The 22,483-nt window shown below is 70.2% G+C and carries 23 protein-coding genes; 5 read left to right on the forward strand and 18 right to left on the reverse strand.

Translation table 11 applies throughout. The features are described from left to right. The first annotated feature begins 11 nt into the window (after nucleotides 1-11). From G9Q37_RS04300 to G9Q37_RS04320, 5 genes are read left to right on the forward strand one after another with little or no spacing between them, the layout of a single operon-like run. Nucleotides 12-566: a flavodoxin family protein gene (locus G9Q37_RS04300; protein ID WP_166225055.1), complete on the forward strand. Its 555-nt coding sequence runs from the start codon at nucleotides 12-14 to the stop codon at nucleotides 564-566. A gap of 37 nt (nucleotides 567-603) precedes the next feature. Next, entirely contained in the window at nucleotides 604-1,299 is a 696-nt protein-coding gene (locus G9Q37_RS04305) for a DUF599 domain-containing protein (protein ID WP_166225058.1), read from the forward strand. A gap of 46 nt (nucleotides 1,300-1,345) precedes the next feature. Continuing rightward, on the forward strand, nucleotides 1,346-4,927 hold the full coding sequence (gene dnaE, locus G9Q37_RS04310) for a DNA polymerase III subunit alpha (RefSeq protein ID WP_166225061.1): 3,582 nt from the start codon (nucleotides 1,346-1,348) through the stop codon (nucleotides 4,925-4,927). A 55-nt stretch (nucleotides 4,928-4,982) separates the two neighbouring features. Then, nucleotides 4,983-5,207, forward strand: a complete 225-nt coding sequence (locus tag G9Q37_RS04315) for an AbrB/MazE/SpoVT family DNA-binding domain-containing protein (protein WP_166225064.1) — start codon at nucleotides 4,983-4,985, stop codon at nucleotides 5,205-5,207. After that, nucleotides 5,204-5,590, forward strand: a complete 387-nt coding sequence (locus G9Q37_RS04320; protein ID WP_166225066.1) for a type II toxin-antitoxin system death-on-curing family toxin — start codon at nucleotides 5,204-5,206, stop codon at nucleotides 5,588-5,590. The genes G9Q37_RS04315 and G9Q37_RS04320 overlap by 4 nt, the downstream gene beginning before the upstream one ends. Here the strand turns inward: G9Q37_RS04320 and tolA are convergent, their stop codons facing one another. The 18 genes from tolA to glyA form a co-directional block, all read right to left on the reverse strand. After that, the gene (gene tolA, locus G9Q37_RS04325; RefSeq protein ID WP_166225069.1) at nucleotides 5,591-6,559 is read right to left on the reverse strand and encodes a cell envelope integrity protein TolA; all 969 of its coding nucleotides are present in this window, start codon (nucleotides 6,557-6,559) and stop codon (nucleotides 5,591-5,593) included. Between the two features lie 21 nt (nucleotides 6,560-6,580). Beyond that, the gene (locus G9Q37_RS04330; protein ID WP_166225072.1) at nucleotides 6,581-7,021 is read right to left on the reverse strand and encodes an ExbD/TolR family protein; all 441 of its coding nucleotides are present in this window, start codon (nucleotides 7,019-7,021) and stop codon (nucleotides 6,581-6,583) included. A 7-nt stretch (nucleotides 7,022-7,028) separates the two neighbouring features. Further along, nucleotides 7,029-7,739 carry a protein TolQ gene (gene tolQ / locus G9Q37_RS04335; RefSeq protein ID WP_166225075.1) on the reverse strand — a complete coding sequence of 237 codons (711 nt, stop codon included), beginning with the start codon at nucleotides 7,737-7,739 and terminating at the stop codon, nucleotides 7,029-7,031. Between the two features lie 78 nt (nucleotides 7,740-7,817). After that, a complete protein-coding gene (gene ybgC / locus G9Q37_RS04340) occupies nucleotides 7,818-8,261 on the reverse strand; it encodes a tol-pal system-associated acyl-CoA thioesterase (protein ID WP_205710720.1) in 444 nt (147 codons plus the stop codon). Further along, the gene (locus G9Q37_RS04345; protein ID WP_166225078.1) at nucleotides 8,258-9,469 is read right to left on the reverse strand and encodes a pyridoxal phosphate-dependent aminotransferase; all 1,212 of its coding nucleotides are present in this window, start codon (nucleotides 9,467-9,469) and stop codon (nucleotides 8,258-8,260) included. The genes ybgC and G9Q37_RS04345 overlap by 4 nt, the downstream gene beginning before the upstream one ends. After that, a complete protein-coding gene (gene nusB, locus G9Q37_RS04350; RefSeq protein WP_166225081.1) occupies nucleotides 9,466-9,951 on the reverse strand; it encodes a transcription antitermination factor NusB in 486 nt (161 codons plus the stop codon). The genes G9Q37_RS04345 and nusB overlap by 4 nt, the downstream gene beginning before the upstream one ends. 2 nt (nucleotides 9,952-9,953) lie before the next feature. Further along, the gene (gene ribH / locus G9Q37_RS04355; protein ID WP_166225084.1) at nucleotides 9,954-10,418 is read right to left on the reverse strand and encodes a 6,7-dimethyl-8-ribityllumazine synthase; all 465 of its coding nucleotides are present in this window, start codon (nucleotides 10,416-10,418) and stop codon (nucleotides 9,954-9,956) included. 25 nt (nucleotides 10,419-10,443) lie between these two features. After that, on the reverse strand, nucleotides 10,444-11,577 hold the full coding sequence (gene ribBA, locus G9Q37_RS04360; protein WP_166225087.1) for a bifunctional 3,4-dihydroxy-2-butanone-4-phosphate synthase/GTP cyclohydrolase II: 1,134 nt from the start codon (nucleotides 11,575-11,577) through the stop codon (nucleotides 10,444-10,446). After that, nucleotides 11,574-12,221, reverse strand: a complete 648-nt coding sequence (locus G9Q37_RS04365; protein WP_166225090.1) for a riboflavin synthase — start codon at nucleotides 12,219-12,221, stop codon at nucleotides 11,574-11,576. The genes ribBA and G9Q37_RS04365 overlap by 4 nt, the downstream gene beginning before the upstream one ends. Before the next feature lie 68 nt (nucleotides 12,222-12,289). After that, complete coding sequence (locus G9Q37_RS04370) at nucleotides 12,290-12,754, reverse strand: type IV pilin protein (protein WP_166225093.1); 465 nt, start codon at nucleotides 12,752-12,754, stop codon at nucleotides 12,290-12,292. Continuing rightward, on the reverse strand, nucleotides 12,751-16,689 hold the full coding sequence (locus G9Q37_RS04375) for a pilus assembly protein (RefSeq protein WP_166225096.1): 3,939 nt from the start codon (nucleotides 16,687-16,689) through the stop codon (nucleotides 12,751-12,753). The genes G9Q37_RS04370 and G9Q37_RS04375 overlap by 4 nt, the downstream gene beginning before the upstream one ends. Next, nucleotides 16,682-17,290, reverse strand: a complete 609-nt coding sequence (locus G9Q37_RS04380) for a pilus assembly PilX family protein (RefSeq protein ID WP_166225098.1) — start codon at nucleotides 17,288-17,290, stop codon at nucleotides 16,682-16,684. The genes G9Q37_RS04375 and G9Q37_RS04380 overlap by 8 nt, the downstream gene beginning before the upstream one ends. Then, the gene (locus G9Q37_RS04385; RefSeq protein ID WP_166225101.1) at nucleotides 17,287-18,243 is read right to left on the reverse strand and encodes a PilW family protein; all 957 of its coding nucleotides are present in this window, start codon (nucleotides 18,241-18,243) and stop codon (nucleotides 17,287-17,289) included. Before G9Q37_RS04385 ends, G9Q37_RS04380 begins: the two co-directional genes overlap by 4 nt. Beyond that, nucleotides 18,240-18,806, reverse strand: a complete 567-nt coding sequence (locus G9Q37_RS04390) for a type IV pilus modification PilV family protein (RefSeq protein WP_166225104.1) — start codon at nucleotides 18,804-18,806, stop codon at nucleotides 18,240-18,242. Before G9Q37_RS04390 ends, G9Q37_RS04385 begins: the two co-directional genes overlap by 4 nt. Then, nucleotides 18,787-19,338, reverse strand: coding sequence for a GspH/FimT family protein (locus G9Q37_RS04395; protein ID WP_166230959.1), 552 nt, complete (start codon nucleotides 19,336-19,338; stop codon nucleotides 18,787-18,789). Before G9Q37_RS04395 ends, G9Q37_RS04390 begins: the two co-directional genes overlap by 20 nt. 112 nt (nucleotides 19,339-19,450) lie before the next feature. Further along, on the reverse strand, nucleotides 19,451-20,611 hold the full coding sequence (ribD, locus tag G9Q37_RS04400) for a bifunctional diaminohydroxyphosphoribosylaminopyrimidine deaminase/5-amino-6-(5-phosphoribosylamino)uracil reductase RibD (protein ID WP_166225107.1): 1,161 nt from the start codon (nucleotides 20,609-20,611) through the stop codon (nucleotides 19,451-19,453). A gap of 9 nt (nucleotides 20,612-20,620) precedes the next feature. Continuing rightward, nucleotides 20,621-21,070, reverse strand: a complete 450-nt coding sequence (nrdR, locus tag G9Q37_RS04405) for a transcriptional regulator NrdR (RefSeq protein ID WP_166225110.1) — start codon at nucleotides 21,068-21,070, stop codon at nucleotides 20,621-20,623. 6 nt (nucleotides 21,071-21,076) lie between these two features. After that, the gene (gene glyA / locus G9Q37_RS04410; protein ID WP_166225112.1) at nucleotides 21,077-22,321 is read right to left on the reverse strand and encodes a serine hydroxymethyltransferase; all 1,245 of its coding nucleotides are present in this window, start codon (nucleotides 22,319-22,321) and stop codon (nucleotides 21,077-21,079) included. Nucleotides 22,322-22,483 lie beyond the last annotated feature (162 nt).

The following is a 22,483-nucleotide window of genomic DNA, read 5'->3' on the forward strand; positions in this document are numbered from 1 at the left end:
GGAGCCATTCCATGACCAAAGTTGTTGTTGTCTACCACTCGGGCTACGGCCACACCCAGCGCATGGCGCAATCGGTTGCCGAAGGCGCCGGTGCCGAGCTGATCGCGATCGACGCCGACGGCAACCTGCCGGCCGGCGGCTGGGAAGCCCTGGACGCCGCCGACGCCATCGTTTTCGGTTCGCCGACCTACATGGGCACCGTGAGCTGGCAGTTCAAGAAGTTCGCCGACGCGTCCAGCAAGGCCTGGTTCTCGCAGAAGTGGAAGGACAAGGTCTTCGCCGGCTTCACCAACAGCGCCACCATGAACGGCGACAAGCTGTCCACGCTGCACTACCTGTTCACGCTGGCCATGCAGCACAGCGGCGTGTGGGTCGGCACCGGCCTGATGCCCAGCAACAGCAAGGCCGCGCAGCGCAACGACGTGAACTACGTCGGCTCGTTCAGCGGCGCCATGGCGCAAAGCCCCTCGGACGCCGGCGCCAACGAGATGCTGCCGGGCGACCTCGAAACCGCCCGCCTGTTCGGCGAGCGCGTGGCGGCGACCGCGAAGAAATTCAAGGGCTGATGCCGCCAGGGCTTCACGCGGCGATAACATCCGGCGCGTGAAGATACTGACCATCCTCCCCTGGGCAGACTGGCTTGCGCTGGTCTGCTTTTTTTCGTTGTGGGTGGGCTATGCGGTGTTCGCCAAGACCTGGGCGCGGCAGCGGCCCTCGCTGCTGGCCACCACCAACCGCTACCGCCGCTACTGGATGGAGCAGGCCATCACGCGCGACCCGCGCATGCTCGATGGCCTGATCACGCAGAACCTCTCGACCACGCCCGCGTTCTTCTCGTCCACCTCGATCCTGGTCATCGGCGCGCTGTTCGCGCTGCTCGGCACCACCGACAAGGCCAGCGAGCTCATGAGCGAGATCCCGTTCGCGCAGGCCACCACGCTGCTGGTCTTCGAGTTCAAGATCCTGGTGCTGATCGCGATCTTCGTGTACTCGTTCTTCCGCTTTTCCTGGTCCATGCGGCAGTACACCTTCGTGGCGCTGGTGATCGGCTCGATGCCAGCGCCCGAACGCTTCGAATCGGGCGAGTTCGACCGCCGCGCCTACGCCGACCGCGCGGCCGCGCTCGTGGCCTCCGCGGCCGAAACCATGAACGACGGCCTGCGCGCGTACTACTTTTCGTTCGCCCTGCTGGGCTGGTTCGTGTCGCCGCTGGCCATGGTGATCGCCACCACGGTGGTGGTCGCCATCCTCTACAGCCGCGAGTTCCGCTCCGAGGTGTTGCACATCCTGCGGGACTGATCGGGTGGCGCCGGATCGGGCGCCACGGCCTCCTAAAATCGGCGCGATGTTCGTACACCTGCGCCTGCACACCGAGTTCTCCGTCGTCGACGGCACCAACCGCATCGACGACGTGATCGCCGCCGCCGCGGCCGACCACCAGCCCGCGCTGGCCATCACCGATCTCAACAACCTGTTCGGCGCCGTCAAGTTCTACAAGGCGGGCCGCGACAAGGGTGTCAAGCCCGTGATCGGCGCCGAGGTGCTGCTGCAGGGCTTCAGCGAAGAAACCCCCAACGCCATGCCGGGCGCGCACCAGCCGCCGCTGCCGCGCGTGCTGCTGCTGGTGCAGGACAAGCAGGGCTACCTCAACCTGTGCGAACTGCTCGCGCGCGCCTGGACGCGCAACGTGGTGCGCGACCAGGCCGTGATCAAGCGCGAGTGGCTCGAAGAACTCAACGCCGGCCTGATCCTGCTGTCGGGCGCGCAGGCGGGCCCCGTGGGCCAGGCGCTGCTGGCCGGTGACGCGCAGCGCGCCGGCGAGCTCGCGCTGCAACTGGCCTCGCTGTTTCCGCACCGCTTCTACCTGGAGCTGCAACGCGCCGGCCGCGCCGACGACGAGCGCCACGTGGTGGCCGCGGTGCAACTGGCCGCGCGGCTGCACCTGCCGGTGGTGGCCACGCACCCGGTGCAATTCCTCACCGCCGACGACTACGAGTCGCACGAGGCGCGCGTGTGCATCGCCGAGGGCGAGATCCTGGCCAACAACCGGCGCGTGCGCCGCTTCACGCGCGAGCAGTGGTTCAAGCCCGCGGCCGACATGGCCGCGCTGTTCGCCGACCTGCCTTCGGCCGTGGCCAACACGGTGGAGATCGCGCGCCGCTGCAACCTCACGCTGGTGCTGGGCAAGCCGCAGCTGCCCAACTTCCCCACGCCGCTGATCGACGGTGTGCCCATGCCCATGGCCGACTTCTTCCGCCAGTCCTCGTACGAGGGCCTGGAAGAGCGCCTGGCCCACCTCTACCCCGACCCGGCCGTGCGCGACCAGCAGCGCCCGCGCTACGTGCAGCGGCTCGAGTTCGAGATCGGCACCATCCTCAAGATGGGTTTCCCGGGTTACTTCCTGATCGTGGGCGACTTCATCAACTGGGCCAAGAACAACGGCTGCCCCGTGGGCCCGGGCCGCGGCTCGGGCGCGGGCTCGCTGGTGGCCTACGCGCTCAAGATCACCGACCTCGACCCGCTGCAATACAACCTGCTGTTCGAGCGCTTCCTCAACCCCGAGCGGGTGTCCATGCCCGACTTCGACATCGACTTCTGCCAGGGCAACCGCGACCGCGTCATCGAGTACGTGAAGCAGAAGTACGGCAAGGAGGCGGTGAGCCAGATCGCCACCTTCGGCACCATGGCCGCGCGCGCGGCCATCCGCGACGTGGGGCGCGTGCTCGACCTCTCGTACGGCTTCTGCGACGGCATCTCCAAGCTCGTGCCCAACAAGCCCGGCATGAGCGTGACCCTGCAGTACCCGCCGGTGCCCAAGAAAGAGGGCGACAAGAACAACTACGCGCTCGAGATGGAGCCGGTGCTGGCCGAGCGCGTGCAGAAGGAAGAAGACGTCAAGACCCTGATCGAGCTCGCGCAAAAGCTCGAGGGCATGACGCGCAACGTGGGCATGCACGCCGGGGGCGTGCTGATCGCCCCGGGCAAGCTGACCGACTTCTGCCCGCTCTACGCGCAGCCGGGCAGCGATTCGGCCGTGAGCCAGTACGACAAGGACGACGTCGAGGCCATCGGCCTGGTGAAGTTCGACTTCCTGGGCCTGGCCACGCTGACCATCCTGGAGATCGCGCGCGAGTTCATCGTCAAGCGCCACAAGGGCCGCGAGAACTTCCGCTTCGAGGACGTGCCGCTCGACGACCCCAAGGTGTATGCGCTGTTCGCGCGCGGCCAGACCGAGGCCGTGTTCCAGTTTGAAAGCCGCGGCATGCAGGGCATGCTGCGCGACGCCAAGCCCACGCGGCTCGAAGACCTGATCGCGCTCAACGCGCTGTACCGGCCAGGCCCGATGGACCTGATCCCCAGCTTCGTGGCGCGCAAGCACGGCCGCGAAGAGGTGGTGTACCCGCACCCCGCGGTGGCCGACATGCTCAGCGAGACCTACGGGATCATGGTCTACCAGGAGCAGGTGATGCAGACCGCGCAGATCCTGGGCGGCTACTCGCTCGGCGGCGCCGACCTGCTGCGCCGCGCGATGGGCAAGAAGAAGGCCGAGGAGATGGCCGAGCACCGCGAGAAATTCCGCGCCGGTGCGCTCGCCACCCACGGCATCGATCAGGACAAGGCCGACGAGATCTTCGACCTGATGGAGAAGTTCGCGGGCTACGGCTTCAACAAGTCGCACGCCGCCGCGTACTCGCTGCTCGCGTACCACACGGGCTGGCTCAAGGTTCATTACACGGCCGAGTTCTTCTGCGCGAACATGACCGTGGAAATGGACGACACCGACAAGCTCAAGGTGTTGTTCGAGGACGCGCAGAAGATGGGCATGGCCTTCGAGCCGCCCGACGTCAACCGCGGCGGCTACCGCTTCGAGCCCGTCACCGACAAGCTGATCCGCTACGGCCTGGGGGCCATCAAGGGCACGGGCCAGCAGGCCATCGAGGCCATCGTGGCCGCGCGCGAAGGCCGCGGCGAAGGCCCGAACGGCAACGAGAGCGGCCCGTTCCGCAGCCTGTTCGACTTCTGCCTGCGCGTGGACCGCTCGCGCATCAACAAGCGCACGGTCGAGGCGCTGATCAAGGCCGGGGCCTTCGACACCCTGCACCTCAACCGCGCCGAGCTGCTGGCCTCGCTGGACATCGCTTTCGAGTACGCCGCGACCACGCAGGCCAACGCCCACCAGGGCGGGCTGTTCGACATGCTCGGCGGCCCGGACGGTGAAGCGGGCCATGGCTCGAGCACGCAGGAGCCCGACCTGGTGCGCGTGACGCCCTGGGGCGTGAAGGAAAAGCTCACCAACGAGAAGAGCGCCATCGGCTATTACTTCTCGGGCCATCTGTTCGACGAGGTGGAGCGCGAGGTGCGGCGCTTCGCGCGCACGCGCCTGGTCGACGTGGTGGACAGCCGCGACCCGGTGATCCTCGCGGGCATCGTCACCGACTTCCGCGTCATCAACGGCCAGCGCGGCAAGCTCGCGCTGTTCAAGATCGACGACAAGACCGCGGTGCTCGAGACCAGCGCCGACGAGAACCTGATCAACCAGCACCGCGCGCTGCTCAAGGACGACGAGCTCATCGTGGTGCAGGCCGTGGCCCAGCCCGACCGCTTCTCGGGCGGCCTGCGCCTGAAGCTGCAGCAGATCTGGGACCTGGCCACGGCGCGCTGCCGCTTCGGCAAGTACCTGCGCGTGGCGGTCAACGGCCACGCGCCGGCCATTGCGCAGCTGGTGCGCGAATTCCCGCCCAAGCGCGAGGAGACCGAGCAGGGCGAGCTGGTGCGTGGCCTGCCGGTGCGGCTGGCGCTGCAGCGCGCGGGCGCGCAGTGCGAACTGCAGCTCGACGACCGCGCGCTGTTCTTCCCCACCGACGCAGCGCTCGCGAGCTGGACCGCGCAGGCGCACGAGCAGCGCGCGGAGATCGTGTTCGATTGACCTGAGGGCGCGGCGCCCCTTAGTATTACGCCCGTTATAACGACGAGGCGCCGCCATGCACACGCTCAAACTCACCCAGATCGGCAATTCCGTGGGCGTGATCCTGCCCAAGGAGGCCTTGGCCAAGCTGCGATTGGAGAAGGGGCAGACCGTCTTCCTGACAGAAACCCCCGAAGGCCTGGTGTTGACGCCGTATGACCCGTCACTCGAGGAGCAGATCGAGGCGGGCCGCGCCTTCATGCGGGACTACCGCGACACCTTTCATCAACTGGCCAAATGAACTGGCGCTGGGTCGACAGGGGCGCGCTGATGCTCCTGCACGACGAAAGCCTCGCGGAGCACGGCGGGCGCGCAGGGCTTCGGGACGAAGGACTGCTGGAGTCCGCGCTGGGTCGACCTCGAAATCTCGCGGCCTATGGCGCGCCCGACGTGGCCGATCTGGCTGCCAGCTATGCGGTGGGTCTGGCCAAGAACCATGCTTTTGTCGATGGCAACAAACGCGCGGCCTTCCTCGCGATGGGCTTGTTCCTTTATCTGAACGGTCGGCGGCTCGTGGCCACACAGGCCGACGCAACGCTGACCATGCTGAACGTTGCCGCAGGCGCCATTGACGAGGCGGCATTGGCCGCATGGATCCGGCGCAACAGCGTGGACCGGGTCTGATCAGTCTTCTGGCCGCAGTCCCAGCAGCATCGAAGGCGGCACGCGACCGTCGATGTCGCGCGGCAGCGTGCCCGTGCGGTCGATGGCGCGCAGCACCGCTTCGTCCCAGGCCGGGTTGCCGCTGCTCTTGGTGAGGCGGCGGCCCGTGATGGTGCCGTCGGGGGCCACCTTCACCTCGACCTCGGCGCGCGGGTTGCCCGGCGCCACCTCGGTGAACACGATGTTGGGCTTGATGCGCGCCACCACCTTGCCCGCATAGCTCGACGATGGCCCGCTCGACTGTTGCGCTGTGCCCGTGCTCTGCGGGCCGCCGCTGGCGCCGGCCTGGCCCATCATGCGGGCCAGCTGTTCCTTGCGCAGCTGCTCCTGCACCTGGGCCTGGCGGCGCTCGTCGGCGGCCTTCTTCTCGGCCGCGCGCTTCTCTTCGGCCAGGCGCTGCTGGCGCTCGCGCTCGGCCTGGGCCTTCTTCTCGGCGGCGGCTTTTTCGGCGGCCGCCTTCTTTTCCGCCGCGGCCTTTTTCTCGGCCGCCGCTTTCTTCTCGGCCAGCTCTCGTTCGCGCTCGCGCTTTTCTTCGGCCAGGCGGCGTTGTTCGCGCTCGCGCGCGGCGGCTTCGGCCTTGGCCTTGGCTTGCTGGGTCGCGATGTCGGGCTGGGCGGGCGCGGGGGCCGGGGCCGGTGGGGGCGGCGGCGGCGCCGGTTGCGGCGCGGGAGCCGGCGGCGGTGGCGGCGATGGGGGGGCCGGCGCGGGCGGCGGCGGCGGGGGTTCGACGGCGCGTGGCGCGGCCTCTTGCGGCAGACGCGACCAGATCTCGGCCTCGACCGCGGGCGTGACGGCGTCGCGGCGCCAGCTCACGCCCCAGGTGAGGGCGGCGATGAGCAGGGCATGCACGACGACGGCCTTGCCCACGGCGCCGCCCCAGCGGCCGGTGGGCGGCGGGGCGAGGTCGAGGTGGTCGGCAGTGGATCGCATGGGGTCTGGCAACGGCGTCGATCAGCGGCCGGCCTGCACCGCGAGGCCCACGCGCTGCACACCGTTCTTCTGCAACGTGTCCATCACCCGGACCACGGACTCGTAGCGCACGGTCTTGTCGGCGCTGATGATCACGGGCACGGTCGCCGGGTCGCTGCCCTCGGCGCTTTGCAACTCGCGCACGCGCAGCGCGAGCAGGTTCAGGGGCACGGGCACGCCCTCGGCGCTCGCGCGGCCTTCGACCACGCGCAGCTCTTCGTTCTTGTCGATCACCACCTGCACGAAGCGGTCGGGCTGGCGCTGGGCCTGGCCCACGCTGGGCAGCGCGATCTGGCTCGGCGTGATCAGCGGCGCCGTGACCATGAAGATGATCAGCAGCACCAGCATCACGTCGATGAACGGGACCATGTTGATCTCGTTGACGGTGCGGCGGCCGCGGCCGCGGGGGGCGAGCTTGGCCATGGCGGGTTCAGAAGCTCGATGCGCTGGCGCTGGGGTGGGCCGGTTGCACGCCGAGGTTGCGCTGCAGGATGTTGGAGAACTCCTCCATGAAGGTCTCCAGGCCGTTGGCCACGCGGTCGATGTCGTGCGTGAAGCGGTTGTAGGCGACCACCGCGGGGATGGCCGCGAACAGGCCGATGGCCGTGGCCACGAGCGCTTCGGCGATGCCGGGCGCCACCGTGGCCAGCGTGACCTGGGCCAGCGAGGCCAGGCCGGTGAAGGCGTGCATGATGCCCCAGACCGTGCCGAACAGGCCCACATAGGGCGCAACCGAGCCCACGGTGCCCAGGAACGAGAGATTGGCTTCGAGCACGTCGAGCTCGCGCTGGAAGCTCGCGCGCATGGCGCGGCGCGCGCCATCGAGCAGGGCGCCGCTGTCGGTGATGCGGCGCTCGCGCAGCTTCTGGTACTCGCGCATGCCGCTGGCGAAGATGCGTTCCATGGGGCCGCCCTGGCGGGCGTTCTGCGTGGCCGCCGCGTAGAGCTCGTTGAGGTTGGCGCCCGACCAGAACTCGCGCTCGAATTCGTCGTTCTTGCCTTTCACGCGCTTGAGCGTGCCCAGCTTGCGAAAGATCGCGGCCCAGCTGAGCAGCGACATCAGCACGAGCAGCAGCACCACGGCCTGGACCACCCAGGTCGCGTGGAGCATGAGCTGGACGATGGAGAGATCAGGGGTCATGGCGTCAGGGATCGCGGTGGAGACAAAAGGTTTCTGAACGGGCCGGCCGTGAGGGGTTCCGCGGGCGCAGCCTCGCCGTCAGCCCGGGCCTGTGCCCAGGCCCAGGGCGTGCAGCAGTTCGGGGGGCATGCGGCGCGGCGCCACGGTGTTGGCGTCGACCCAGCCGATGCGGATGGTGCCTTCGCACAGCAGTTCACCCCCCGGGGCGTCGCGGCGCGCGGTCTGCGCGATTGTCAGGGACGCGCGGCCGGCTTCCGTCACGTCGGCGGTAACCAGAAGCAAATCATCGAGCCGGGCCGGGCGGTGGTAGCGCAGCTCGGTGCCGCTCACCACGAACAGGCCGCCGGCGGTTTCGCGCAGGCGCTGCTGTTCGACGCCGCGCGCGCGCAGCCACTCGGTGCGCGCGCGCTCGAAGAACTTGAGGTAGTTGGCGTAGAAGACGATGCCGCCCGCGTCGGTGTCTTCCCAGTAGACGCGCACGCGCCAGGCGAACGGGGGCTGGCCGCTGGGCGCGGCGCTCACAGCGCGGCCTCCAGCCGGGCGACCGCCTCCTGGAGCTGCTCCAGGGAGCTGGCGGTGGAAAAACGCAGGTAGCGGCCCGGGTCGGCCTGCGCGAAGTCGCGGCCCGGCGTGGCCGCGATCTGGCAGCGGCGCAGCAGCTCGAAGGCGAAGCGCCAGCTCTGCGCGTCTTCGGGCTGTGCGCCACCGGGCGCCAGGCCCCAGCGGGCGGCGGCCTCGCGGATGTCGGCCCAGGCGTAGAAGGCGCCGTCGGGCACCACGGGCACGTGCAGACCGAGGCGGTTGAGCTCGGGAATGAAGACATCGCGCCGCGCCTGGAAGGCCGCGCGGCGGCGCTCGTACTCGTGCAGGCTTTCCGCTTCGAAGCAGGCCAGCGCGGCATGCTGCGCGATCGCGCTCGCGCAGATGAAGAGGTTTTGCGCCAGCCGCTCCACCGCGGGCACCAGCGCGGGCGGCAGCACCAGCCAGCCCAGGCGCCAGCCCGTCATGTTGAAGTACTTGCTGAAGCTGTTGACGCTGATCACCGACTCGCCCAGACCGTCGGGCAGCGAGAGCGCGGTCTGGCCGAAGGCGGTGTCGTAGCTCAGGCCCAGGTAGATCTCGTCGATCAGCGTGATGCCGTCGCGCGCGCGCACCTCGGCGGCGATGCGCTGCAGCTCGTCGCGCGCGATCGAGGTGCCCGTGGGGTTGGAGGGCGAGGCCAGCAGCACGCCGCGCGTGCGCGCGCCCCACTGGCTGCGCACCTGATCGGCGCTGAGCTGGAAGCGCTGCTCGGGGCCGCAGGGCACCATCACCGCGCGGCCCTCTGCCGCCTGCACGAACTGGCGGTTGCAGGGGTAGCTCGGGTCGGGCATGAGCACTTCGTCGCCCGCGTCGATGAGCGCGAGGCAGGCCAGCTGCAGCGCGGCCGATGCGCCCGCCGTGACCACGATGCGCGAGGGATCGACCTGGTGGCCCCAGCGCGTGAAGTACCAGCCCGCGATGGCCTCGCGCAGCGCGGGCAGGCCCAGGGCGTTGGTGTACTGGCTGCGGCCGTCGCGGATGGCGCGCTCGGCGGCCTGCTGCACCAGCGGCGGCGCGGTGAAATCGGGCTCGCCGATGTTGAGCGCGATCACGGGGCGGGCCGCGCTGGCGGCCTCGCGCGCGGCCGCCTTGGCCACTTCCATGACGTAGAAGGGATCGACGCGCTGTGCGCGGGCCGAGATCTTCATCGGCGCGTGCCCGCGCGCGGAGCGGCGGCGACCTCGGCCGGGCGCAGCTGTTCGGCCAGCGGGTGCAGCACGCCGTTGACGAACTTGTGGCCGTCGGTGCCGCCGAAGGACTTGGCGAGTTCGATGCACTCGTTGAGCACCACGCGCCAGGGCACATCGGGGCAGTGCTGGAATTCGTACACGCCGATCCAGAGCACGCCGTGCTCGATGGGCGAGAGTTCGGCCAGCGGGCGGTCCAGGCGCGGCGCGATCAGCGCGTCGAGCTCGGCGCCCTGCGCGGTGCAGCCGCGCACCAGCGCGTCAAAGTGCAGGCTGTCGCACTTGTGGAAGCCCGAGAGGTCGCGCGTGAAGGCGTCGATCGCGTCCACCGGGTTGCGGCCCACCAGGTGCTGGTAGAGCGCCTGCAGCGCGAACTCGCGCGCGCGCGTGCGCGCCGACTTGTCGGTGGCCTTGCGGTGGGCGGCGTTGTCTTGCGTGCTCATGCTCAGCCGATCTGCTCCAGAACCAGGGCCATCTCGACCGCGACGCGCGCCGCGTCGCGGCCCTTGTCGACCTGGCGCGCCAGGGCCTGGGCCTCGTTCTCGGTGGTGAGGATGGCGTTGGCGATCGGCAGCTGGTGGTCGAGCGCCACGCGCGTGACACCGGCGCCCGACTCGTTGGCCACGAGCTCGAAGTGGTAGGTCTCGCCGCGGATGATGCAGCCCAGCGCGATCAGCGCGTCGTACTCCTCGCGCTCGGCCATGGCCTGCAGCACCACGGGCACCTCGAGCGCGCCCGGCACCTTCACGTGAGCGATGTTTTTCTCCTGCACGCCCAGGGCGAGCAGCTCGGCGTGACAGGCCTGGAAGAGGGCGTCGGTGATGGCCTCGTTGAAGCGGGCCTGCACGATGCCGATGTGAAGGCGCTTGCCGTCGAGCGCGCCTGCCGTGCCTTTGTCTGCACCAAACATGGGGATTGCCTTGTGTTCTTGAAAATCAGTTCGGGCGGCCGATGAAGCCGACGATCTCGAGGCCGTGGCCCTGCATGCTGGGCATGCGCCGTGGGTTGCCCATGAGCTCCATGCGCGCCACGCCGCATTCGCGCAGGATCTGCGCGCCCACGCCGTAGGTGCGCAGGTCCATGCGGCCGCGCTCGGGCGCCTGGGCCGCGCGGGCCGTGCCCTCGAACTGCGCGAGCAGTTGTTCGGCCGACTCGCCGCAGTTGAGCAGCACTGCGACGCCGCGGCCTTTGTCGGCCAGGAAGCGCAGGCTCTGCTCGAGGCTCCAGCTGTGCATCGAACGGCCCACCTCGAGCGCGTCGAGCACCGACAGCGGTTCGTGCACGCGCACGGGCACCACGTCTTGCGGGCCCCACTGGCCTTTGACCAGCGCCAGGTGCACGGCGCCGCTGGGCTGGTCGCGGAAGGCGTGGGCGGTGAATTCGCCGAAGGCGGTGTTGAGCGCGCGCGCGCCCACCTTCTGCACCAGGCATTCGGTGCGGCTGCGGTATTCGATGAGGTCGGCGATGGTGCCGATCTTGATGCCGTGCTCGGCCGCGAAGAGCTGCAGGTCGGGCAGGCGGGCCATGGTGCCGTCGTCTTTCATGACCTCGCAGATCACGGCGGCGGGCGTGCAGCCGGCCATGGCGGCCAGGTCGCAGCCGGCTTCGGTGTGGCCGGCGCGCATGAGCACGCCGCCCTCGACGGCCTGCAGCGGGAAGATGTGGCCGGGCTGCACCAGGTCGCTGGCCTTGGCATTGGGCGCCACGGCGGCCTGCACGGTGCGCGCGCGGTCGGCGGCCGAGATGCCGGTGGTCACGCCCTCGGCGGCCTCGATGGAGGCCGTGAAGGCCGTGCCCATCTTGGTGCCGTTGCGCGGCACCATGGGCGGCAGGTTCAGGCGCTCGCAGCGCTCCTTGGTGAGCGTGAGGCAGATCAGGCCGCGGCCGTAGCGCGCCATGAAGTTGATGGCTTCGGGCGTGACGTGGTCGGCCGCGAGCACGAGGTCGCCTTCGTTCTCGCGGTCTTCCTCGTCGACCAGGATCACCATGCGCCCGGCGCGGATGTCGGCCACGATGGCCTCGACGGGTGAAATGGCCACGGGGGTCAGGATCTGTTCGGGTGCGTTCATGTGGGCTCCTGGGTGGGGGCCAGCACGCCAGCCGAGAGCATGCGCTCGACGTAACGGGCCACGGTGTCGATTTCGAGGTTCACGGTGCTGCCGGCGGCGAGGTCGCCGAGCGTGGTGTGCTGCACCGTGTGGGGAATGAGGTTGATGCTGAACCCGCAGCCCTCGGGCTGATCGTCCACGCGGTTGACGGTGAGGCTCACGCCATTGACCGTGATCGAGCCCTTGTAGGCCAGGTACTTGCCGAGTTCGGCCGGGGCGCGCACGCGCAGCTCCCAGCTCTCGCCCACGGGCGCGAAATGGGTCACGGTGCCGATGCCGTCCACGTGCCCGGACACGATGTGCCCGCCCAGGCGGTCGTGCGCGCGCAGGGCCTTTTCGAGGTTGACGCGCGGGCCGACCGCGCCCAGGCCGGTGGTGCGGGCCAGCGATTCGGCGGAGATGTCGATGGTGAAGCGGTGCGCCGGCAGGTCGAGCGAGGTGACCGTCATGCAGGCGCCGTTGAGCGCGATGCTGTCGCCCAGACCGACGTCGTCGAGATAGCCCGGTGGCGCTTCGATGGTGAGGCGCCGCCCGTGCTGCAAAGAACCGCCCAGCGCATGGGAGTCGGCGATGCGCCCCACGCCGGTGATGATGCCGGTGAACATGCCGGCATTTTCGCAGGGTTTGGACGACCGCCCGGCGGATCGCTCGACAGCCCCCGGGCGGGCAGGGGTCAGCCGCCCTTGAAGCAGGCGGGCAGCGACGTGCCTGCGGCTGCGTTGAGCAGGCGGCGCGCCCCGGTGTGGGTGAGTTCGAGATCGCCGCAGCGGTCGTCGGCCATGCCGCCGGTGCGCAGCGCGCGCAGCGTATAGGCCTGGGCCGCGGTGAGCGTGGCCACCACCGCGTTGTTCTCGACCAGCACGATCCGGTAGGCCGCTTCGCCCTCGCGCGGCGTCTGCTGCAGGCTGGCGGGCAGGCTCGCGCCCGCGTGCGTGTCCATGCTGCTGTAGCGCCGGCGCAGGAACTGGCTGGCCTCTTCGAGCGCGCGCTGGGCATCGGCGCGCCGGCTGGCGCGAACGTGCTCGGCGTAGCTCGGGTAGGCGATCGTGGCGAGGATGGCGATGATCGCGCAGGTGATCATCAGCTCGAGCAGGGTGAAGCCGCGATGGCGGCGGCCGGGCGCGCGCGGGCGGCTCATTGCGGCAGCCTCGTGAGCGTGTACTGCTGGCGGCTCCAGCGGCCGGGGCAGTTGACGCCGCTGTCGAGGGCCCCACCCAGGCCGACGATGCTCCAGCGCCCGCCAAGGCAGGACGTGTTCTCGGGCGGCGCTTCGCCGTCCCGGCCGGCCACACGGGTCAGGCCCTTTTGGGCGGCGCTCATTTCCGACGGGGTCAGCCGGTTGACGAAGCCGCTGCCGCGACCGAAGCCGCCGGTGGTGGAGAACACCGCGGACACCGCGTCGAGCCGCCCGTCGTGGTCGACGTCGAAGGCCGGCTTGCCTTCGCCATCGAGGGCGTTGAAGACATACACCGCGCTGAGCGGCGTTGCCGGGGTCTCGCAGTTCTCGGCGCCGGCGCTGTTCTGGTTGATCACCACCGTGGTCAGCACCACGCTCGAGCCCGCATTCACCACCGGGGCGATCGAGCGTTCGCCGGCATAGCGCCCGCCGAGCATGAACTTCCAGCCGCGGTAGGCGGGCGGGTGGGCGGTCCAGTCGATCTTGCGGCGCGTGAGCCGGTAGAAGCGGTTGCCGCCCACCTCGGCCTGTTGCTCCAGCATGTCCTGCTGCAGCAGTTGATCGGCGGTCACGGGCACGAAGGCCGGGTCTGGCGTGCCGTCCTGGCGCGAGGTGGGATCCCAGATGCCGTAGACGCTTTCGCGCTGCGCGGTGTCGCCCGGGTCGCTGTCGTCGAGCAGCATGCCGGTGCCCACCACGACGATGGTGCCGCCCCCGGGGTGGGCCTGCCACGCGGGGGCACCGTAGATGGGGCGGTGGTGTTCGGTCGTGAACAGCGGTTGGCCATAAGCCACCTTCCAGTTGGCCGGCGCGCCGCGCAGGTCGAAGCGCCACAGGTGGCCGTTGGCGTCGCCGGCGTAGGCGGCGACGACGCGCCAGCGGGCGTCGCGCACCAGGGTCACGCCGCCCAGACCGCGTCCCGCCGGGTACGCCGCAGGCAGGGCGATCGTGCGGATCACCGCGCCGGTCAGGGCGTTGAGCACGACGAGCCCGTGCCGGCCGCCGTCGGCCTGGCCGTTGTAATGGCCGCTGCTGAGAACCACGACCCAGTCGCCCGAGTCGGTCTGGCCGCTGCGTGCAGGGGTGGTCATGTGGCCGCTGGCAAAGGGTGTGTTGTCACCGTCGTTGGTCGTGTCCATGACGTCGGGCCCGGTTTCCCACAGGAAGTTGGCGGCCGTGAGCGGGTCGGTGTCCGGTGCGTCCTTCGGGGCCCGCAGGCCGTAGACCAGGCGTTCGCCGCGGCCACCGCTGCCCACCACGAGCGGGATCCAAGAACGGCCGTCGTAGACGTCGTTGAGGGACAGCGGGCCGTCGAGCACGTAGCGGAACCCGCGGTCGCTGTCGGCCTGGTCGAGTAGCCGCTTCATGCTGCGCCGGGGCATGTAGGCGGCCCGCTCGCTGCCTTGGGCGGCGTCGAGGGCGTGCACCACGCCGGCGTTGGTCGCCACGAACAGGGTGTCGCTCAGCGGGCCGGTTTGCGCGAGAAAGCCGGCGTAGGCGGTTTTGCCGCTCACCGTGCTGGCGGGATCGTCGTAGCCCAGGTGCTGGGCCGCGCTCTGAAGCACCGGCGGGCTGTTGACGATCGCGCCCATGCGCGAGCTGCCGCGCAAGCGGTACAGCTGGTTCGCCGTGTCGACCACCGGGTCCTTGCCGCGCAGGTAGTCGACGAAGCCCGGGCCGCCGGGCAGGTAGGCGGCGCGGGCGCCCGCCTGCAGATAGGCCCGGATGCCCGCGGGCAGGTTGGTCAAGGCGCCTTTGAATTCGAAGCCGCTGCCGTTGTCGTCGAGGCTGTAGACCTTGCGCTGATCGGGCGGGGGCAGCATGGCCTGGGCCGACCAGTAGGTGGTGCTCGCGGGGCTGAGCGCCTGGCCGCTCGCGTTCTGGTCGAGCAGCAGCGGCTCTCCCTTCGCGTCGAGTCGCATGGCGGTGACGTCGCCGGCGTTGTCGTTGGTCCGGTACGTGACGCCGTACCTCAGGCGCGTGGCCAGGGAGCCTTCGACCGAGCCTGCGGACGTGGTGCCCAAGGCGATGCCCGCGTCGTTGCCCGAGGCGTTCAGGATGTCCGCCAGGATGGCGTTGAACACGGTCAGCAGGTCTTCGGTCTTGTATATGCTGAAGCTGCGCGCGCCGCCCGTGTAGCCGGCCTGGATGAAGTCGTCGATGTGGGCGGGCGGCAGGTCGGCCGCGGTGTTGGTGACGGTGGGCCAGCTCGGGGGCGTGGCGGTGCCCGGGTTCTGCAGGAATTGCGCCCGGTACTGGTCGATCTGCTCGAAGGTGAGGCCGCTGGTGGCGAGCGAACCGTCGAGCCGTCGCATCTTGCCCGAGGGTTGCACCATGTAGCCCACGGTGTAGGTGGTCATGTTCTGCCAGAACGTGGGCTTGCCCGGCTGCGTGGGCACCTCGTTGGCGAGGTTCGGGCGCAGGTCTTCGTTCCAGTGGTAGTGCGCCGTCAGGTCGGCGAGCGTGCCGCTGGAGACCCCCGGGTAGGGGATGTAGAGGCCGCGCGGGCTGGCCGAGCCTTTGGGGTCGTAGGCCAGCGCAGGCGGGGGCAGGCCATTGCGGCCAGTGCCGGTGAAGGTCTTGCCGGCCTGGCTGTCGTCGTCGCTGCCCCCGTTCGTGGCGGTGCCGTTGGACCAGCCGCCATCGGACAGCACGAGGTTGTAGGCCCGGCGGCAACCCATCTCGGGGTTGGCCGCGCCGGCGGGCTTGCCGGGGTCGCGCGCCCAGGGGTTTTCCAAGGCGTCGGACGGGACGCGCAGGTAGCCGGCGACCTTGTCGAGCGCGTTGTGCAGCGGCGTGCCGCCGAAGGGGGTGCTGAAGTACAGCCAGTCGTACAAGGCCTGGTTGTCGGCCGACCCGGTTTGCCAGTCGCGCGCGCCGCGCAGGACCTTGGGCTTGTCCACCGTGACGCCGGGCCGAAGGCCGATCGCCGATCCGAGGTCGTTGATCGGCAGGTAACCGATGCGGACCTGCCGGTCGAGGCGCTTGTCGCTCAGTGCCAGACCCAGGGCCGTGGCGGCGGCCGACATGCGGTCGCGGTGGTAACGGAACCAGGTCAGGATGTTGGCGGTTTCCTGGGCCGTGGTGCAGCTCGCGGGACCGCAATCGCTGCGGTGGTGGTCGACCGGCAGGGGAATGCTGGCCGACGAGCCGTAGACCACGTCGACGGTGGTGCCCGCGTCGCAGAATTGCCCGCCGATGTTCCTGGCGAGATCGGGCCGGTTCAAGGGCACGCCCTTGAAGCCCAGCCTGCTGCACACCACGTAGCTGAAGACCGGCGGGGCGCCGGTGCGAACGTCGGCCGCCGTGAGCTTGACGTGCCGGGGCACATAGGCGCTGATGGCGCCGTTGGTGAAGGCGCTCCAGAACTGCGTGCTGTCCTGGAGCTGCGCGAGGTCGTAGGTCGGGCGGGGCAGTTCGTCGCTTCGCACCACCAGCGCAGGCGTGTCGCGCAGGGACTCGCGCGAGGGCGCGAACAGGTAGCGCGAATAGCCCACGCTGTCCTGGTTGCTGACGAACACGAGCCCGTCGTTGACGGGCACCGGCTGGCCCAGGGCGTCCACGCGGGGGCGGTAGGTGACGCGCGGGTTGTAGTACAGCGGGTTGGCTTCGCTCGAGCGCATGGCCTGCCAGTAGCCGCCGTGCACGATCTGCCCGCCGCTGCCGTAGTCCTGTTGCGTGATGTTGTAGTCGTCCTGCATGGGGAAGGCCATGGACCCCGAGTTGTCGAGCGTGACCATCAGGATCGGCTTGGCCCCCACCGCACCGACCATCAAAGGATGCTCGGCGGGCTGTGCCCGGGCCGCGGCCCCGATCAGCAGCAGCGGCAGCAGCGCGATCAGCCCGTGCAGGCCGTGTCGAAACCGGGGCGGGCGTGGCGCATTCAACTCACTCATAACCGGCTCCTGAGGCTGACCGAACGGGAAGGGTGGGCGACACGATGGCCTGCAGCCAGACCTCGCTGCCCGCCAGGCCCACCAGGGCGCCGGTGGCGGGATCGATGGCGGCGCCCGCCGACAGCCCGCGTGCGGTCACGAGGTAGCGGCTGCGGGTCATGGCCTCGGCCATGCAGGTCGGCGCCGGCGCGCTGGCCGGTTCGGTGCTGAGCGAGTCCACCGGCGCGGGCACCTCGATGAGCGAGGCGGCGCCCGGCACCCAGTTGCCGATCGCGGCCCACCGGGCCTGGGCATCGCCGGCATCGCTCAAGGGGGGCGCCGTCACGAGCCTGGCCTTGACGGCGTTGTCGTAGAGCGTGCCGTCCTCGACGGCATCGATGACCACCGCCTCGCAGTAGCGCAGGGCGCTTTCGGCCGCCAGGCGGGCGACCTCGCCCATGCGGCTGTTGTTGGCGATCTCTTCCACCGTGGCGCTGCGCCGGGCCGCGAACAAGCCGGCCAGGGCCAGCACGGTGAGCAGGAACAAGACCACGGGCAGCACAGTGCCGTGCTGCCCGCCCACGGGTGCCGGTCCGCGGCACGGGCTGCGCGAACGCGTCATGGTGCGAGGCCCGCGTAGGGGTTGGCGACCGAACCGCCGCTGGCCTCGTAAGGCCGGGGGATCGCGGGTCGCGCGTTCGGCAACGGCACCAGGGCCCGGTAGGCTCGGCGCAGGTAGCGGTCGGTCGCCGTTTGGACCGTGCCATCGCACGCGACGTGGCGGGTGAGCTGGGCCAGGGTCTGGCCGTCGGCCGCCACGGGCCGGGCCGAGCGCACGAGCACGCAGACCTCGACCGCGGCCACCCGGGCCCAGTCGTCCGCCGTGACCAGCGCGGAGGCCTCGACGATGCCGGTGACCTGGTGGGGCGCAATGGCACCAGCGGTCGTGGCCCGGGTGATGGCGTAGCGCAGACGCAGGCGCTCCACATTGGGCACCAGGGCCGCGGTGCTGCGCTGGCCGCCGCCCGTGCCGCCGCGGCAGAACAAGGACGGCGTCCTGTTGACGTCGTCGTCCACGTAGAAGCGGTGATCGGCAAGGAATACCCCCGCCGCGTTCGCTGCGATGGCGGTGCCGGTGCAGTTGCCCGGGGCGGGCGGCTGGCCGGGTACGGGCAGCAGCGCCATGCTGTTGAGCAGGCTGGCTTCGTAGCCGATGGCGATGGCGTCGTTGGACGGGCCGCCGGTGTTGCAGGTGCCTGGCGCGCCGAACGCACCGCCGGTGTCCGCGAAGCCCTTGTCGCACCCCCAGACGGGCAGGTCGGTGAACACGCGCTTGCCCGATGCGTCCAGCGACGAGTAGCCGGCGAGCGCGATCTGGCTGCGCAGCACCTGAAGCGCGAGCGCGCCTTCCTCGTTCATCTCGGATGCGAGCGCGCCATAGCGCGCCGCGCTGGCAGTTTGCAGGTAGGTGAGGCTGGCCACCCCGGTGACGAAGAGGCCCAGGGCGAGCGCCACCATCAGCTCCACGAGCGTGAGGCCGCGTTGGGGGCGGGGTCCGGTGCGCAGCCGCTTCACAGGCCCACCCGGAAGTGCATGCAGCTGCGGCCGTCGCGGTCGCTCTCGCTCAGGTCCTTGTTGCACGCGTGCCGGGCCGCGCCGTCCAGGCTGTTGGCCGGATCGATCGACGTGTCGCGCCAGAGCAGCCAGATGTCGAGCTCGCGCGCCTGCGCGCTCGGTCGCGAGACGACTTCGGCCGCGCCCTCCGGCAAGGCCTTGGCCACCAGTTGCAGAAAGGCTTGCCGGTCAGCTGCCGCCACGTTGCGGGCTGCGTCGGTGTCCGGGGCGTCGGCGTTCAGGCCGGGGACGCTGCCGGCGGGCGTTGCCCCGAACGCGATGTCGTAGGCGCCCAGATCGAATCCGTACACGTTCAGGCGTGCGCGTTCGACGTAGTACTGGGCGAGCGAGACGCCGGTGAGGCGCATCTGCGCAGCCTTCTGGTGGAGCAGTGCCGATGCCCCGAGCCGGGCCATGGCGAGCAGGCCGAAGCTCATCACCGCGATGGCCACCAGCACCTCGATCAGGCCCGTGCCGCGTTGCCGGGTGGTTCGGACACCGCGCTCAGGGTGTCTTGCTGACATAGGACCGCCCGATGGCATTGAGGGTGACGGTGCGGCCTTCGCCGGCCGTGCCGGCGGCGAGCAGGCTCATGGTGAGGCCCTTGCTGCTGTTGAGCGTGCCATTGGGTCGGAAGGAGAGCCGGTTCGCGGCCGGGCCGCTGTAGGTCATGCTCGCGATGCCGCTCTGGGGCCCGCGCTGGGCCACCACGGTGTCGCCGGCGTTGAGCTGGTGGTCGGCGTTGAGGTCGATGAAGACCAGCCAGCCCCGGGCCCAGTTGGTCTGAGCGCCGCAGCCGCCGTTGCCGTTCTGCACGCACACCTCGACGTTGCGCGAGACCCGGGTGGCCGTGCTGCGGGCGAGCCGCATGTCGCCCGCGAAGGCGTCGGCGGCGGCGTCGAGCCGCCACTGGCGCAACAGGCCCGCAAAGGCCGGCACGCCGAGGCTGATCAGCAGCGCCAGCACCACCAGGGTGACCAGCAGTTCGACGAGCGTGAAGCCGCCGGCGCGGGGGCGGGCGCGGGTGGGTGTGCGGTTGGGTGGGGGGCTTTGCATCACCCGCGCATGGTCCACAGCGGCGCCGGGCGGGGCGGTGCGCAAGGTCCCGGCGGTGGCGCCGTGCGACGAGAGTCGAAAGGCCTACTGAACTCGCACTAGTTCAGGTGTACTAAGCGGACCGATCGGTCGAGGGCGCCGAGAGAAAAGCGTCACGGCCCCGCACCAGGGCCGTGACGCGAAGGTCGTCGCCGATGGGCTGCAGCGCCTGCCATTGCAGGGCCACGCGCTGGTCCAGGCTGTGCAGCGGGCCGAAGGGCGCGATGCCCGCGCCCTGGCCGAGCAGCGAGGGCGCGAGGTACACGAGCAGCTCGTCGACCTGGCCTTCGCGCAGCAACGAGGCATTGAGCTTGGCGCCCGCTTCCACGTGCACTTCGTTGACCTCGCGGCGCGCGAGGTCGGCGAACACGGCGGCCAGATCGACCTTGCCGCCGGCGCCGGCGAGCGCCGTGGTCTGTGCGCCCCGGGCCTGCAGGGCGGCCACGCGCTCGGGCGCCGCGCCCGCGTGGTAGAGCCAGACGGCACGCCGGCCCGGCTCGGCCGGTGGCTCGAACAACCGGGCCTCGGTGGGCGTGTCGAGCCGGCTGTCGATCACCACCAGGTGCGGCTGGCGCACCAAGCCGGGCACACGCGCATCGAGCCGCGGATTGTCTTCGAGCACCGTGCCCGCGCCCGTGAGCACGGCGCAGGCGCGCGCGCGCCAGTGGTGGCCGTCGTGGCGCGCGGCTTCGCCCGTGATCCACTGGCTCTGGCCATCGGGCAGGGCGGTGATGCCGTCGAGCGAGGCGGCGATCTTCAGGCGCACCCAGGGGCGCTGGCGCAGCATGCGGCTGAAGAAGCCGATGTTGAGGCGGCGCGAGCCCAGGCTCAGCGGGTGCCCGGGCGGCAGCAGGTCCACCTGCACGCCCGCTTCGCGCAGGCGGCGCAGGCCATTGCCGGCAACCTGGGGATTGGGGTCGGTGGTGGCGACCACCACGCGCGCCACGCCCGCGGCCACGAGCGCGTCGCAGCAGGGCGGTGTGCGGCCGTGGTGCGAACAGGGTTCGAGCGTGACGAACGCGGTGCTCCCGCGCAGGTCGTGGCCGTTGTCGCGCGCCTGGCGCAAGGCCATCACCTCGGCATGGGCCTCACCCGCGCGCTGGGTGTGGCCTTCGCCGATCACCGTGCCGTCGGCGCGCGCCAGCACGCAGCCCACGCGGGGGTTGGGGTTGCTCAGGGCGAGCGCGCCGTGTGCCAGGTCGAGGGCGCGCTGCAGCAGGGCCTCGTCGTTCATGGCCCGCGTTCAGCGCTTGACTTCATCGACCAGCGCGCGGAACTCGTCGATGTCTTCGAAGCTGCGGTAGACGCTCGCAAAGCGCACATAGGCCACCTTGTCGAGCTTCTTGAGTTCGCGCATCACCATCTCGCCGATGCGGTTGGCCGGCACCTCGCGCGCGCCCAGGTTGAGCAGCTTTTCTTCGATGCGTTCAATGGCCGCATCGACCTGCTCGGTGCTCACCGGGCGCTTGCGCAGCGCCAGCGCGAACGAGGCGCGCAGCTTGCCCGGCACGTAGTCGACGCGGCGGCCGTCCTTCTTCACCACCGCCGGGAAGCTGACCTCGGGCCGTTCGTAGGTGGTGAAGCGCTTGTCGCAGTGCCCGCAACGGCGGCGGCGGCGGATGAAATCCGCCTCTTCGGACACGCGGGTCTCGACGACCTGCGTCTCGAGGTGGCCGCAGAAGGGGCACTTCATCGAGGGTCAGCGGTAGACCGGGAAGCGCGCGGTCAGCGCGTTGACCTTGGCGCGCACGGCCTCGATGTTGGCCGGATCGCGCGGGTTGTCGAGCACGTCGGCCACGAGGTTGGCGGTCAGGCGGGCCTCTTCGTCCTTGAAGCCGCGCGTGGTCATGGCCGGCGTGCCGATGCGCACGCCGCTCGTGACCATGGGCTTCTCGGGGTCGTTGGGGATCGCGTTCTTGTTGATGGTCATGTGGGCCTGGCCCAGCACGGCCTCGGCCTCTTTGCCGGTGATGCCCTTGGCGCGCAGGTCGACCAGCATCACGTGGCTCTCGGTGCGGCCGCTCACGATGCGCAGGCCGCGCTGCGTGAGCGTCTCGGCCACGATCTGCGCGTTCCTGACCACCTGCTGCTGGTAGGCCTTGAACTCGGGCGCGAGCGCTTCCTTGAAGGCCACGGCCTTGGCGGCGATCACATGCATGAGCGGGCCGCCCTGCAGGCCCGGGAAGATGGCGCTGTTGATGGCCTTCTCGTGCTCGGCCTTCATCAGGATGATGCCGCCGCGCGGGCCGCGCAGGCTCTTGTGGGTGGTGGAGGTCACCACGTCGGCGTGCGGCACGGGGTTGGGGTACACGCCGGCGGCGATCAGGCCGGCGTAGTGCGCCATGTCGACCATGAAGATCGCGCCCACGTCCTTGGCGACCTTGGCGAAACGCGCGAAGTCGATGCGCAGGCTGTAGGCCGAGGCGCCGGCCACGATGAGCTTGGGCTTGGCCTCGTGGGCCTTGCGCTCCATGGCGTCGTAGTCGATCTCTTCCTTGTCGTTGAGGCCGTAGGACACCACGTTGAACCACTTGCCCGACATGTTCAGCGGCATGCCGTGCGTGAGGTGGCCGCCTTCGGCCAGGCTCATGCCCATGATGGTGTCGCCGGGCTTGAGGAAGGCCAGGAACACGGCCTCGTTGGCGGACGCGCCGCAGTGGGCCTGCACGTTGGCGGCGTCGGCGCCGAAGAGCTGCTTCACGCGGTCGATCGCGAGCTGCTCGGCCACGTCCACGTGTTCACAACCGCCGTAGTAGCGCTTGCCCGGGTAGCCTTCGGCGTACTTGTTGGTGAGCTGGGTGCCCTGCGCGGCCATGACGGCCGGGCTCGCGTAGTTCTCGCTCGCGATGAGCTCGATGTGGTGTTCCTGGCGCGCGTTTTCGGCCTGGATGGCGGCAAACAGCTCGGGGTCGGTCTGTTCGATGAGGATGCGGCGGTCGTACATGGCAGTCCTGTGAGAGTGGAACCTTGCGCGGTGACAAGGGCTGCCCAGGCGAACGGCGGAACGCCCGGCCTTGCGGCGCGGGCAGCACGCTTCCCAGTGGTTGTCCCGGAGAGGGTGGCCGTTGGCCGTTCCGGGGGTCCACGTCAGCCGCCGACCCGCTCG

The sequence above is a fragment of the Hydrogenophaga crocea genome, assembly GCF_011388215.1.
Taxonomy (GTDB): Bacteria; Pseudomonadota; Gammaproteobacteria; order Burkholderiales; family Burkholderiaceae_C; genus Hydrogenophaga; species Hydrogenophaga crocea.

Coding starts and splice junctions, on each gene's coding strand:
- dnaE (WP_166225061.1), top strand. CDS start 1,346: ATGTTCGTACACCTGCGCCTGCACACCGAGTTCTCCGTCGTCGACGGC.
- G9Q37_RS04315 (WP_166225064.1), top strand. CDS start 4,983: ATGCACACGCTCAAACTCACCCAGATCGGCAATTCCGTGGGCGTGATC.
- ribH (WP_166225084.1), bottom strand. CDS start 10,418: ATGTTTGGTGCAGACAAAGGCACGGCAGGCGCGCTCGACGGCAAGCGC.
- G9Q37_RS04370 (WP_166225093.1), bottom strand. CDS start 12,754: ATGAGCCGCCCGCGCGCGCCCGGCCGCCGCCATCGCGGCTTCACCCTG.
- G9Q37_RS04390 (WP_166225104.1), bottom strand. CDS start 18,806: ATGTCAGCAAGACACCCTGAGCGCGGTGTCCGAACCACCCGGCAACGC.
- glyA (WP_166225112.1), bottom strand. CDS start 22,321: ATGTACGACCGCCGCATCCTCATCGAACAGACCGACCCCGAGCTGTTT.
- ribBA (WP_166225087.1), bottom strand. CDS start 11,577: ATGAACGCACCCGAACAGATCCTGACCCCCGTGGCCATTTCACCCGTC.
- tolA (WP_166225069.1), bottom strand. CDS start 6,559: ATGCGATCCACTGCCGACCACCTCGACCTCGCCCCGCCGCCCACCGGC.
- G9Q37_RS04330 (WP_166225072.1), bottom strand. CDS start 7,021: ATGGCCAAGCTCGCCCCCCGCGGCCGCGGCCGCCGCACCGTCAACGAG.
- G9Q37_RS04300 (WP_166225055.1), top strand. CDS start 12: ATGACCAAAGTTGTTGTTGTCTACCACTCGGGCTACGGCCACACCCAG.
- ribD (WP_166225107.1), bottom strand. CDS start 20,611: ATGAACGACGAGGCCCTGCTGCAGCGCGCCCTCGACCTGGCACACGGC.
- G9Q37_RS04395 (WP_166230959.1), bottom strand. CDS start 19,338: ATGCAAAGCCCCCCACCCAACCGCACACCCACCCGCGCCCGCCCCCGC.
- nrdR (WP_166225110.1), bottom strand. CDS start 21,070: ATGAAGTGCCCCTTCTGCGGCCACCTCGAGACGCAGGTCGTCGAGACC.
- G9Q37_RS04365 (WP_166225090.1), bottom strand. CDS start 12,221: ATGTTCACCGGCATCATCACCGGCGTGGGGCGCATCGCCGACTCCCAT.
- G9Q37_RS04320 (WP_166225066.1), top strand. CDS start 5,204: ATGAACTGGCGCTGGGTCGACAGGGGCGCGCTGATGCTCCTGCACGAC.
- G9Q37_RS04375 (WP_166225096.1), bottom strand. CDS start 16,689: ATGAGTGAGTTGAATGCGCCACGCCCGCCCCGGTTTCGACACGGCCTG.
- tolQ (WP_166225075.1), bottom strand. CDS start 7,739: ATGACCCCTGATCTCTCCATCGTCCAGCTCATGCTCCACGCGACCTGG.
- nusB (WP_166225081.1), bottom strand. CDS start 9,951: ATGAGCACGCAAGACAACGCCGCCCACCGCAAGGCCACCGACAAGTCG.
- G9Q37_RS04380 (WP_166225098.1), bottom strand. CDS start 17,290: ATGACGCGTTCGCGCAGCCCGTGCCGCGGACCGGCACCCGTGGGCGGG.
- G9Q37_RS04345 (WP_166225078.1), bottom strand. CDS start 9,469: ATGAAGATCTCGGCCCGCGCACAGCGCGTCGATCCCTTCTACGTCATG.